Genomic DNA, 11958 nt, shown 5'->3' with positions numbered 1-11958 from the left:
TGGGCTGGCCCGCGCGTTTCGTTGCACGGTTGCAACAAAGGACTTAGGCCTCGCTGCACACCACCATGTGAAATATGACAAGGCTCCCGCATGGCATTTCGCATGTGCGTTCAAATAGGCGCATGACGCTCATGATCGACTCCGTCCTGACCGCGGCAGACGCTGCGTTGCGCACCCTTTTCGCGCGCCCCCATGCCACGCGGGCAACGCCCACCCCCTCACTAGGGCCCGGCGAACTGAGTGAAGCGGAACGCCGGGAGGCCGGCGCGCTGATGCGGGTGAACCATGTCGGCGAAGTCTGCGCACAGGCGCTTTACACAGCCCAGGCGGCCGTGGCACGCGACCCCGCGCTGCGTGCCCATTTCATCGAAGCAGCGCATGAGGAAACCGACCACCTGGCCTGGACCCGACAGCGTCTGGACGAACTGGGCGCACGCCCGTCGCTCCTGAACCCTCTCTGGTATGCGGGCGCCTTCGGCTTCGGCCTGGTTGCGGGCCGCCTCGGGGACCCGCTGAGCCTGGGGTTCGTCGCGGAAACCGAACGTCAAGTAGAGGCCCATCTGGACAGCCACCTCGGCCGCCTCCCGCCAGCGGACAGCGCTTCCAAGGCAGTGGTCGAGCAGATGAAGCTCGACGAAGCCCGCCACGCGTCGCAGGCTGTCGCCGCCGGCGCGGCGGAACTCCCGGCGCCAGCCAAGGCCCTGATGCGCATGGCTTCCCGCGTGATGACCACGGTAGCGCACCGCATCTAGGCCATTCGCTCAGGTTTCGATCAGGTCGAAACTGGTGGTGATCTCGGCAGTCTTCGCCAGCATGATGCTGGCGGAGCAGTAGGTTTCGTGGCTCAGTGCGATCGCGCGCTCTACGGCGGGGGCCGGAATGCCCTTGCCCGCCACAGTGAAGTGCATGTGGATCTTGGTAAAGACCTTGGGGTCCTTTTCCGCGCGCTCGCTGGTCAGCTTGACGCTGCAGCGCTCGACGCGATGGCGTCCGCGCTTCAGTATCAGCACCACGTCGTAGGCGGTGCATCCGCCGGTGCCGGCAAGAACGGTCTCCATCGGCCGCGCTGCGAGGTTCTGTCCGCCGTTCTCGGGTTTCGCGGCATCGGGGGCGCCGTCCATCATCAGGACGTGGCCGCTGCCCGTCTCGGCAACGAAGCCCATGGCCGATCGCGTGCCTGCGTCGCCGGTCCAACTCACTGTGCATTCCATGGTTTTCGGGGTTCCAAGTCTGGGATGCCGGGCAAAAATACACGCCGACCTCCCTTTGTGTGTGGGAAAAGCATCACTCGCTTGTTGCAACGCAACAAACAGTCGATATACTTTATTTCATTGCGCGCCCCGTTGCGCGCACCCAGTTGTCTCCTCCACCCTTCCAATTGGTGGATTTAGCCCCGAGCTGCAAAGCTCGGGGCTTTTTTCTTTTCAGCCCTTGTCCGGCTCGGCACCACTCTAGTTTTCGCGCCGAAAGGGCAGTTGCTCTGGCTGCCCTGGCTGTTGCCGGTGTTGCCTCGGCCCAGTCGTCCGTCACGCTGTTTGGCATCGTCGATGCCTCGATCAGCAGCTACTCGAACAGCTCGCGTGACCTGAACAACGGCGTGACGTACAACGCCCTCGGCTTCCCCATCTACAACCCGTTCTACGTCAATCAAGGCAGCGTCAGGACCAGCAACCGCGGCCTGTTCAACTCGGGCAACGCCACCAGCCGTCTGGGCTTCCGTGGTACGGAAGACCTCGGCGGTGGCCTGGCAGCCAGCTTCTGGCTCGAAGCCCCCGTCGCCAACGATGACGGCAGCCAAGGCGTTGCCACCTTCGCCCGTCGCTCGACCGTGAGCCTGTCGGGCGGTTTCGGTGAAGTCCGCCTCGGCCGCGACCTGACCCCCTCGTTCTACAACAACTCCACCTTCGATCCGTTCGGCACCAACGGCGTCGGCACCAACCTGATCCAGACGGCCACCAGCGCCTTTGGCAACCCCACGCGCGCCAGCAACTCGGTCAGCTATTTCCTGCCGCCGAACCTGGGTGGTTTCTACGGCCAAGTGATGTATGGATTCCATGAGAAGACCAAGTACAGCCCTGGCTCGTTGACGCCTGATGTCGCGAACAATTCGCGCACCGGCCGTTACGTGGGCGGCCGCTTCGGCTACGCCAACGGTCCCCTGGACGTTGCGCTGGCTTATGGCAGCAACACCGTTGACGACGACTACTACGCCGGCACGACCACCAAGGTCAACACCTTCAACCTCGGCGCTTCGTATGACTTCGGTCCTGTGAAGCTCTTCGGTGAACTGTCGCGGGCCAAGGAGAAGACCGACATCGACGGCGACTTCTTCGCCCGACCGGCTGCCGTGGCATCGAACAAGCTCAACGGTTGGCTGCTGGGCGTGACGGTTCCCGTGGGTGCCGGCCAGATCCGCGCATCGTATTCAGCCGTGAAGTACAAGACGGAGGACAACCTGTTCTTCAACGAACCGAACCCGAAGGCCAACAAGCTGGCTCTGGGCTACGTGCACAACCTGTCGAAGCGCACGGCTCTGTACGCAACGATCGCTCGCGTGAGCAACAAGAACGGCGCGGACCTGAGGGTCAGCGACAACAGCCCGGCTTTCATCAGCAACGGCGTCTTCACCCCGAAGACCTCGACCGGCTACGACTTCGGCATCCGCCACTCCTTCTGACAGAGTCTGATTCCGATGCTGGCGGCAGCCAGTTCGAGTCGATTCAGTGTCAAGCCGCCCAGCTTAGGCCGGGCGGCTTTTTGGCTTTTCTTCTCAGCTCGCGCGGCCACGCCTGCTTTGCAGCAGCCCCACATTCATTTCTCCGCTCAGAACCGAAGCGTAGAAGCGCTCGACCATGTTCACGCTCGTTCGCGCATTGCGCGCCAAGGTCAGCATGTCGATCCCCTGTCCGTACAGCAGCCGCAGCGTGATAGCGGTATGGCGCAGGCAGTAAAGCGTTCTCGACTGGCCCAGCGGTCCTTTTTCAAGACCGCTCTCCTCGAGCACCCAATGGAAAAGAAAGTTGAGCACGGCCAGCGCGTGCTCGCGATTCTTCAACTGCGGCAGGAAGAGATAGTCGTCCGGCGCGCCGAAGCCATGTTCGCGGCGATGAGCGAGCAAGCATTCGTAGACCCGCACCGCCGGCCGCAGGCTCACGATCGGCTGGCTGTGCCGCTTGGTCTCCGGCAGGTTCATGCGCAAATAGACATGCTTGCTCCGCACGATCTCGATGTGCTTGTGCTTCATGAGCTTGATGTCGCTCGGACGCACGAAGGTGTTCACCATCCAGCGGATCAGCCAAGGCAGCTCGTCCGGCATGGCGAGCAGTTCGCGCGCGATCCAGAAGCGTTCGCCGCCCGCGAGTTGGCCGAGCACCGGATGCGCTTGCCCGCGCAAGCTGCGCGCGGTCTTGATGATTGTCCGGTACTCCGCAACGCTGAAGCTGCCGCGCGGCTGGCTGCGCACCTTGACCTTCGGAAATGCGGGCACATCGCGAAGCACGCCAATGTGCACGCCATGCATCACCACCTTGCGCAACAGCACGAGGTACTGCGCAATCGTCGTGCTGCTGAAGCCCCGTTCTCCGAGGCGATCGATCAAGCGTTGTGCATCGGACGTTGCAAACGACTTGGCCGGCACGTCGCCCAGCAACGGAACGATGTGGGCACGCAATCTGTTGCCCATCACCTGCCACGTGGGACGCCCGATTTCGTCTCGCTGCACCCGCGCGGCCTCCGCCTGCATCAACCCTTTCGAAAGATCACTGACAGAAATTGTTAACAGATTTTTTTCAATTGTGAACTGATTTGCGGCCACAGGGGCCGGCGGACAGGTGCGTCCAAAAAAACCTGAATCATTTGCAGCTGGGGCGTTGCTGAAGAGGTTTATGACATATGTGTCCATGTCATACCCGCATGCAATCCCGATGCCTCTTATCATCGACAGTTAGCAAATGAAAACTCCCTTGGAAAAAAACGTGCGCAATGCACCTGTTGATCCGGCGCTGACGCCCGCCGACTATCTCAGAAAAATTCTCAACGCCCGGGTCTACGACGTTGCCGTCGAATCCGCACTCGAGAAAGCGCGCGCGCTCAGCGAACGGCTCGGCAACACCGTGCTGCTCAAGCGCGAAGACCAGCAGCCGGTCTTCAGCTTCAAGCTGCGCGGCGCCTATAACAAGATGGCGCACCTGAGTGCCGCGCAATTGGCGAGCGGCGTTATTTGCGCATCGGCCGGCAATCACGCACAAGGCGTTGCATTGGGTGCACGCAAGCTCGGCACGCGCGCGGTGATCGTGATGCCGGTGACCACGCCCAAATTGAAGATCGATGCGGTGCGCGGCTTCGGCGGCGAAATCGTGCTGCATGGCGACAGCTATTCGGACGCCTATCTGCACGCACTCGAATTGCAGGCGCAGCAAAACCTGACCTTCGTGCATCCCTTCGACGATCCCGACGTCATTGCCGGCCAGGGCACCATCGCCATGGAAATCCTGCGGCAGCACCAGGGCCCGCTCGATGCCGTGTTCGTCGCGATCGGCGGAGGCGGCCTGATCTCCGGCGTGGCCAACTACATCAAGGCTGTGCGTCCCGAGATCAAGGTGATCGGCGTGCAGATGAACGACTCCGACGCGATGATGCAGTCGGTCGCCGCGCACCAGCGCGTGAACCTGCCCGACGTCGGCCTGTTCTCGGACGGCACGGCCGTCAAGCTGGTCGGCGAGGAAACCTTCCGCATCGCCAGCGAACTGGTCGACGAATACATCGCGGTCGACACCGATGCCGTGTGCGCCGCCATCAAGGACGTCTTCGTGGACACGCGCAGCATCGTCGAACCGGCGGGTGCGTTGGCGGTCGCGGCCATCAAGGAATACGTTGCACAGCACGGCCGCCACGGCGAGACCTACGCGGCCATCCTGTGCGGCGCCAACATGAACTTCGACCGGCTGCGTTTCGTCGCGGAGCGCGCCGAAGTCGGCGAAGAACGCGAGGCGCTGTTCGCCGTCACCATTCCCGAGGAGCGCGGCAGCTTCCGTCGCTTCTGCGAGCTGGTCGGCGAGATGCCCGCGAGCGATGCCGAAGCTGCGTTGGGCGGCGGTGGCGCGCCGCGCAACGTGACCGAGTTCAACTACCGCATCAGCGACGCGGCGAAGGCGCACGTGTTCGTCGGTCTCACGACTTCGGCGCGCGGAGAGTCGGCCGTCATCGCGCAGACCTTCAGCGAGCACGGCTTCGATGCGCTCGACCTCACGCACGACGAACTCGCGAAGGAACATCTGCGGCACCTCGTGGGCGGACGCACCGGCCTCGCGCACGACGAGCGCCTGCTGCGCTTCGTGTTTCCCGAGCGTCCCGGTGCGCTGCTCAAGTTCCTGAGCCTGATGCGGCCGAACTGGAACATCAGCCTGTTTCACTATCGCAACCAGGGCGCCGACTACGGCCGCATCCTCGTGGGCCTGCAGGTGCCGGCCGGCGAAGCCGCCGAGTTCGACGCCTTCCTCGAAACGCTGGGTTATCCCTACGTCGAGGAAACGGCCAACCCCGCGTACCGCCTGTTTCTGCAGGCCTGAAAAAAGCTACTGCGCGGGCGCCTGCGGCGGCGGCGGTGCCATCGCCGCAGGCTGCTGCTGCGGGCCAATCGGCAGTTGTGGTTGCTGCGGCTGCGGCGGCTGTTGCTGCTGCAATTGCGGCGGAGCCACCGCGGCCGGCATCGTCGCGGGCAGAGGCCCGGCCGGCAGAGCCATCGGCACCGCCGGCAACCCCGGGCTGGAAATACTGATCGGCGCACGCACCGGCAATTGCAGCGTGAACGCCGCCGGCCCGTCGACCTGTGCGCCGATGGTCGCCGAGCGCAGGCCCACCGACTGCAGCACATAGTTGTCGCCGACCGCCGAGCCGACACGGAACGGCCTGGGCGGCTTGCCGTCGATGGAGATCAGCGCTGCACCCTGCTTCGAAGGGTCTGCCACCACACCCGACAGGGCGAAACGGCTTGCCGCCTCGGGTGCCACCGCTGCCGCATGGGACGCGGGCAGCACGCCCAGCAGCCGTGCCACCGAATCCGAATCGGCCGCCACCGAAGCCCGCGGCATCGTCGCGGCCGCCGCCACGGCGTCCGCCGGCGAAGCCAGCCGCAGCGCCCAGAACACGGCAGCGCCGGCCGCCAACGCCCAAAGCCCGGTCGTAGCAAGTGGGGCATGCCAGCGGGCGGCGGAGTAAGGACTTGTCATGGGCGCGGATTATCATGCAGCGCGCTTTCCGAATCATGTCCGCCCAACCTATGAACAAACTCCTTCGAGCCGCCAACCGCACCGCCCAACGCGGCTTCACGCTGATCGAACTGATGGTGGTGCTGGTCATCATCGGCGTGCTGGCAGCGCTGATCGTGCCGAACGTGATCGAGCGCGCCGACGACGCCCGCGTGACGGCCGCCCGGACCGACATCAACAACCTGATGCAGGCACTCAAGCTCTACCGCCTGGACAACCAGCGCTACCCCACCGCGGAGCAGGGACTGCAGGCGCTGCTCACGCGTCCGACCACCGGCCCGGCCGCCCCCAACTGGAAGGCCTACGTCGAGAAGCTGCCCAACGATCCGTGGGGCCATCCTTACCAGTACATGAATCCGGGCATCAAGGGCGAGATCGACGTGCTCTCTTTCGGCGCCGACGGCCAGAGCGGCGGCGAGGGCAAGAATGCCGACATCGGCAGCTGGCAATAGCGGCACGGGCGCCCGGAACCCGCGTCCCCGCATCCGTCCGGCCACCGGCTTCACGCTGCTGGAGCTGATCGTGGTGATCGCCATCATCGCGATGGCCACGGCCGCCGTGAGCTTCGCGATACGCGACACCAGCGCCGCCAGGCTCGACCGCGAAGCCGACCGGCTCGCAGCCCTGCTCGAATCGGCCCGCTCCCAATCGCGCGCCAGCGGCATCGTGGTGCGGTGGCGGCCGGTCGAAGGCAGCTTCGTGTTCGACGGCCTTGCGCCGGGTGCGCTGCCCAGCGGATGGGCCGCCGAGGGCATCACCGCGCAGGCCGCGCTCGCCAACGGCACGCCGGTTACGGCGCTGCAGCTCGGGCCCGATCCGATCATTGCGGCGCAGCAGGTCATGCTCCATTCCGCCGGACCGCCCGCGCGCGCGCTGCGCATCGCGACCGACGGGGTTCGCCCCTTCACCGTCTCGGCGGTGCAATGAACTCACGGCGCCCTGCTTCGTCCCCGCGCGCTGGCGGCTTCACGCTGATCGAAGTGCTGATCGCGCTCGGCATCGTCGCGCTGGCACTGGCCGCGGGTTCGCAGGCCACCATGTCGCTCACGCGCAATGCGCAGCGCCAGTCCGACCTGGTGCTGGCCGACCTGTGCGCCGAGAACGAACTCGCCAAGGCTCGCCTCTCGCGGCAGATGCCGGCGATCGGCGACTCGGGGTCAATCTGCCTGCAGGCCGGCGTCTCGTTCAACGTGACCACCTCGACCGTCGCCACGCTGAACCCGAATTTCCGGCGCGTCGACGTGCAGGTGCGCGACGAGGCGGACGCGCCGATCCTGCGCATCTCCACCGTGGTGGGCCGGTACTGATGCGGCGCGCCAAAGCCACCGCCCCGCGCGGCTTCACGCTGATCGAGCTGCTCGTTGCCATCGCCGTGATGGCGCTGCTCTCGCTCATGAGCTGGCGCGGGCTCGACAGCATGTCGCGCGCCACCCTGCAGAACCAGCAACGCGCCGACGCCGTCCTCACGCTGCAGGCCACGCTCGCGCAGTGGGGCGCCGACCTCGATGCCGTGATCCCGCTCGCGCAGACCCGTCCGATCGACTGGGACAGCCGCGTGCTGCGGCTCACGCGCCGCGGCAGCGACGATGCGGCGCCGTCGGTGCAGGTGGTGGCCTGGGCGCTGAAGTCCGGCCCCGACGGCGTGCGCTGGCGGCGCTGGCAATCGCAGCCCTTCACCACGCGCGGCGATTGGCAGCAGGCCTGGAACCTCGCGGCCGCCTGGGCGCAGGACGGCGGTTCGGGTTCGGGCTCGGGCGGCTACAGCGACGTGCCGCTGGTGCCGGCCAGCAGCTGGCAGCTCTACTACTTCCGCGACAACGTCTGGGCGCCAGCCAGCCAGTTGCCGACCGCCGCGCCCAATCCCAACAATCCCGCGGGCCCCGTCGTCGCCATGCCCGACGGTGTGCGCCTCGTCATCACGCTGCCGCCCGGCGACGGCCTCGCGGGCACGCTCACGCGCGACTGGGTCAGACCGACCGTGGGGGCGCCGAAATCGTGATGACGGCAGCGAACAGGAAAAAGCACCAGGCCGGCGCCGCCCTGCTCGCCGCGATGCTGACCGTGATGCTGGTGGCCACCTTCGCCGCCGCGGCGCTGTGGCAGCAATGGCGCGCGACCGAAGTCGAAGGCGCCGAGCGCGCGCGCGTACAGGCCGCCTGGGTGCTGATCGGCGCGCTCGACTGGTCGCGCCTGATCCTCGGCGAAGACGGCCGCACCGGCGGCGTCGACAACCTGACCGAAGTGTGGGCGGTGCCGCTCGAAGAGGCCCGGCTCACCAGCTTCCTGTCGGCCGACAAGAACGTGGCAAGCGACAACCTCGAAGGATTGCCCGACGCCTTCCTGTCGGGCCGCATCGTCGATGCGCAATCCAAGCTCAATGTGCTTTGGCTGGTCGACGGTAAAAAGCCGTCGGCCAGCGGCGTCGCCATGTTCACCCGCCTATTTGGCCTGCTGGGCCTGCCCGCCTCCGAGCTCAGCCAGATGACCACGGGGCTCGTCAGCGCGCTGAACAGCGGCACCGACGAAGCGTCCGGCGGCGACACGGGCAATGCACCGCTGCTGCCGCAGGAGGTCTCGCAACTCGTGTGGCTCGGGCTTTCGCCCTCGACCGCCAAGGCCCTCGAGCCCTATGTGACGATCCTCCCGACCAAGACCACTCTCAACCTGAATACCGCAAGCGCCGAAGTTATCAGCGCCAGCCTGGAATCAATGCCGATCGCAACCGCACGTCAGTTGGTGGAGCGACGTACCCGTTCCCCTTTCAAGACCTTCGAAGAAGCCAATCAGGGGCTGCCCAGCGGCGGCTCCCGCTTCAGTGCAGCCCAGCATGGCGTCGGCTCCCAGTACTTCGAGGTCTACGGGCGCCTGCGCCTCGACCGCACCTATGTCGAGGAACACTCGCTCGTGCAACGCAGCGGTGTCACGGTGACGACGATCTGGCGCACCCGCGGCGCCGGCGCAACGAGCACTCCGGTCAAACCCTGATCCCTATGCATTACTTGTAGGCAAAAGCCTTCCGACACGCGTCACACCTGCGCGACACGCTATCGAAACAAGAGCGCCAACCTGTCGGCCCCCACCTACAATCACCGGCTTTTCCAAGACCCACATGACCCCCCTGCTGCTCATTGCCCCCCTCCCTCCGGCCGATGCCGCGGGCGAGTACGACTGGGCCCAGGCAGGCGACGACGGCATCGCGTTGCGCAACCAGGGCCGTGCGCTGCTGGCGCTGCTGCCTTCGGGTGCGGAGGTCATGCTCGGCATTCCTTCCGCCGCGCTCTCGTGGCACCGCGTCACGCTGCCCAGGGGCAGCATGGGCAGCGCATCGAAGCTGCGTGCGGTGCTCGACGGCCTGCTCGAAGAACACCTGCTCGACGAACCCGAGGCCCTGCACTTCGCGCTCGAACCCGATGCCAAGGCCGGTGCGCCCGTGTGGGTCGCGGCCTGCAACCGCATCTGGCTGCGCAGCGTCGTGCAAGGGCTCGAAGCGGCCGGCCGGCGCGTGGTGCGCATCGTTCCCGAATTCGCGCCGCAGCCGCCCGACGGCCCGCCGCTGCTGCTGGTCACGGGCGAGCCCGAAGCGCCGCAGCTCACGGTGTGCGATGCCGACGGCGTGGTCTCGCTGCCGCTGGCCGGCGCGGGGCTGGCGCTGTCGGGCAGCCTGCCGCTGGACACCGCCGTCATCACCACCGAGCCCGCCGTGGCCGAGGCGGCCGAGCATCTGCTCGAACGCCGCGTGCCCATCGTGAAATCGCCGCAGCGCTGGCTGCAGGCCGCGCGCACGCCGTGGGAGCTCGCGCAGTTCGACCTCGCCGCGACCGGCCGCGCGCGCGCCGGCAAGAAATTCGCGTCGGTGCTGCAGACGCTGCGCTATGCGCCGGAGTGGCGCGCCGCGCGCTGGGGCGTGGTCGTGTTGCTGCTCACCCAATTGATCGGCCTCAACGCCTGGGCCTGGAAAGAGCGCAATGCGCTCGAATCGAAACGCCAGGCCGCCAAGACCATGCTCACCCAGACCTTCCCCTCGGTGAAGATCGTGGTCGACGCGCCGCTGCAGATGCAGCGCGAGGTCGCCGCGCTGCAGCAGGCCGTGGGCGACGTGGCAGGCAGCGACTTCGAACCCATGGTCGGCGCGCTCGCCGCCGCCCTCCCGCCCGGCAAGGTGCCGAGCGCCGTCGACTACAGCGCCGGCCAGCTGCGCTTGCGCGGCCTCGGGCTGCAGCCGTCGGAGGTGTCGCAGATCACAAATGCCATGGCGCCGCGCGGCTACAACGTGCGCACCGAAGGCGACCTGCTGCTCGTGCAGGCACAGGCCGAGGCCGCCCGATGAATTTCAGCGAACAGCTCAAGGCCCGATGGGCCACCCTCGAAACGCGCGAGCGCCGCATGGTCATCGCCGCCACTGCGCTGGTGGCGCTGGCCTTGCTTTGGTGGATCGCGCTCGCGCCTGCGCTGCGCACGCTGGCCGCGGCGCCGGCTGAACACGCGCAGCTCGACGCGCAGCTGCAGCAGATGGCCACCCTGCAGAACCGCGCGAAGGCGCTGCAGTCGCAACCGCGCCTGAACCGCGACGACGCGCTGCGCGCGCTCGAGGCCTCGGTGCGCGACAGCCTCGGCGCCGGCAACGCGCAGCTCATGACGGCCGGCGGCGACGGCGCCGCCACCGTCTCGCTGCGCGCGGCGCCCGCGGCCAGCGTCGCCCAATGGCTCGGCCAGGCCCGCGGCAACGCGCATGCGGTGCCGCGCGAAGTCCACCTGACGCGCGCACCGGCCGCCGCGCCACCGCCGCCTTCCAGCGGCAAGGATGCGCCGAAGACGCCGCAGGTCCGCTGGGACGGCACCATCGTCATGGCGCTGCCCGCGGCGCGATGACCAGCAGCAGCAAGCCCGCATGCTGACCCGCCCTCCGATCTCCGAACCCCGGCCGCGCCGCGGCTGGCGCTGGGCCCTGTTCGGCCTCGCCATCGGCACGCTGCTGGCGGTGGCGCTGTTCGCGCCGGCGCGCTGGCTCTCGGCGGCGCTGTCGAACTGGAGCCATGGCCGCCTCGTGCTGGCCAACCCGCGCGGCACCGTCTGGAACGGCACGGCCGCGGTGGTGCTCGCCAGCGGCGCCGGCGGCACCCAGGCGGTGTCGCTGCCCGGCCTGCTGCACTGGCGCATGCGCCCGGGCTGGAGCGGCATTTCCGCCAGGCTCGAGCTGCCCTGCTGCGCCGAGCAGCCGCTCGAACTCAAGGCCAGCCCGCGCGCCGGGGGCATGCAGCTCACATGGCAGGACAGCCGCTCGCGCTGGCCCGCCACCCTGCTCACCGGCCTGGGTGCACCCTGGAACACGCTCAAGCTCGAAGGTGCGCTCGATCTCTCCACCAAGGCCTTCTCGATGCTGTGGGACGGCCCGGCGCTGCGCATCGCCGGGCAGGCCACGCTCGACGCGACCGACGTTTCCTCCAGCCTGTCGACCCTGCGGCCGATGGGCAGCTACCGGCTCACGCTCGAAGGCGGCCCCCGTCCCACGCTGCTGCTGAGCACGCGCGAGGGCAGCCTCGAACTGAACGGCAGCGGCAGCTGGAACGGCACCTCCTTCCGCTTCAATGGCGAAGCCAGTGCCGCGCCCGGCCGCGAAGACGCGCTTTCCAATTTGTTGAACATCATCGGACGGCGCGTCAACGCGCGTTCGATCATCACCCTGGGTTGACCC

General features: G+C 67.1%; 14 protein-coding genes. 11 read left to right on the top strand and 3 right to left on the bottom strand.

Translation table 11 applies throughout. The features are described from left to right. Positions 1–122 precede the first annotated feature (122 nt). Complete coding sequence (gene coq7 / locus ASC92_RS00880; protein ID WP_056509304.1) at positions 123–752, top strand: 2-polyprenyl-3-methyl-6-methoxy-1,4-benzoquinone monooxygenase; 630 nt, start codon at positions 123–125, stop codon at positions 750–752. A gap of 9 nt (positions 753–761) precedes the next feature. Here the strand turns inward: coq7 and ASC92_RS00875 are convergent, their stop codons facing one another. Further along, positions 762–1211 (bottom strand): OsmC family protein, encoded by a 450-nt coding sequence (locus ASC92_RS00875; RefSeq protein ID WP_056509299.1) that lies wholly within the window; start codon positions 1209–1211, stop codon positions 762–764. Between the two features lie 269 nt (positions 1212–1480). On the opposite strand from ASC92_RS00875, the gene ASC92_RS00870 reads away from it, so the two are divergent. Continuing rightward, positions 1481–2677, top strand: coding sequence for a porin (locus ASC92_RS00870; protein WP_056511714.1), 1197 nt, complete (start codon positions 1481–1483; stop codon positions 2675–2677). Between the two features lie 93 nt (positions 2678–2770). Here ASC92_RS00870 and ASC92_RS00865 read toward each other — a convergent pair whose 3' ends face one another. Beyond that, complete coding sequence (locus tag ASC92_RS00865; RefSeq protein ID WP_056509296.1) at positions 2771–3901, bottom strand: hypothetical protein; 1131 nt, start codon at positions 3899–3901, stop codon at positions 2771–2773. Between the two features lie 49 nt (positions 3902–3950). Here ASC92_RS00865 and ilvA point away from each other — a divergent pair, with 49 nt between their 5' ends. Then, positions 3951–5567, top strand: a complete 1617-nt coding sequence (ilvA, locus tag ASC92_RS00860) for a threonine ammonia-lyase, biosynthetic (RefSeq protein WP_056509293.1) — start codon at positions 3951–3953, stop codon at positions 5565–5567. 6 nt (positions 5568–5573) lie between these two features. On the opposite strand, the gene ASC92_RS00855 is transcribed toward ilvA, so the two are convergent. Next, the gene (locus tag ASC92_RS00855) at positions 5574–6227 is read right to left on the bottom strand and encodes a type II secretion system protein N (protein WP_056509291.1); all 654 of its coding nucleotides are present in this window, start codon (positions 6225–6227) and stop codon (positions 5574–5576) included. Between the two features lie 50 nt (positions 6228–6277). On the opposite strand from ASC92_RS00855, the gene gspG reads away from it, so the two are divergent. From gspG to gspN, 8 genes are all read left to right on the top strand, one after another. Further along, positions 6278–6718, top strand: coding sequence for a type II secretion system major pseudopilin GspG (gene gspG, locus ASC92_RS00850; protein ID WP_056509288.1), 441 nt, complete (start codon positions 6278–6280; stop codon positions 6716–6718). Next, the gene (locus ASC92_RS00845) at positions 6693–7193 is read left to right on the top strand and encodes a prepilin-type N-terminal cleavage/methylation domain-containing protein (protein WP_056509285.1); all 501 of its coding nucleotides are present in this window, start codon (positions 6693–6695) and stop codon (positions 7191–7193) included. Before gspG ends, ASC92_RS00845 begins: the two co-directional genes overlap by 26 nt. Then, on the top strand, positions 7190–7573 hold the full coding sequence (gene gspI, locus ASC92_RS00840) for a type II secretion system minor pseudopilin GspI (RefSeq protein ID WP_056509282.1): 384 nt from the start codon (positions 7190–7192) through the stop codon (positions 7571–7573). Before ASC92_RS00845 ends, gspI begins: the two co-directional genes overlap by 4 nt. Continuing rightward, positions 7573–8265: a type II secretion system protein J gene (locus ASC92_RS00835; protein WP_056509279.1), complete on the top strand. Its 693-nt coding sequence runs from the start codon at positions 7573–7575 to the stop codon at positions 8263–8265. The genes gspI and ASC92_RS00835 overlap by 1 nt, the downstream gene beginning before the upstream one ends. After that, a complete protein-coding gene (gene gspK / locus ASC92_RS00830; protein WP_056509275.1) occupies positions 8265–9251 on the top strand; it encodes a type II secretion system minor pseudopilin GspK in 987 nt (328 codons plus the stop codon). The genes ASC92_RS00835 and gspK overlap by 1 nt, the downstream gene beginning before the upstream one ends. Before the next feature lie 124 nt (positions 9252–9375). After that, positions 9376–10593, top strand: a complete 1218-nt coding sequence (gene gspL, locus ASC92_RS00825; RefSeq protein ID WP_056509273.1) for a type II secretion system protein GspL — start codon at positions 9376–9378, stop codon at positions 10591–10593. Beyond that, a complete protein-coding gene (gene gspM, locus ASC92_RS00820; protein WP_056509269.1) occupies positions 10590–11135 on the top strand; it encodes a type II secretion system protein GspM in 546 nt (181 codons plus the stop codon). Before gspL ends, gspM begins: the two co-directional genes overlap by 4 nt. Positions 11136–11154: 19 nt before the next feature. Then, positions 11155–11955, top strand: coding sequence for a type II secretion system protein N (gspN, locus tag ASC92_RS00815; RefSeq protein ID WP_056509267.1), 801 nt, complete (start codon positions 11155–11157; stop codon positions 11953–11955). Positions 11956–11958: the final 3 nt, after the last annotated feature.

This window comes from Variovorax sp. Root411, assembly GCF_001425205.1.
In the GTDB taxonomy this organism is placed as follows: Bacteria; Pseudomonadota; Gammaproteobacteria; order Burkholderiales; family Burkholderiaceae_C; genus Variovorax.
The sequence above is the reverse complement of the archived record's forward strand: the minus strand, read 5'-3'. Positions and strand labels throughout refer to the sequence as shown.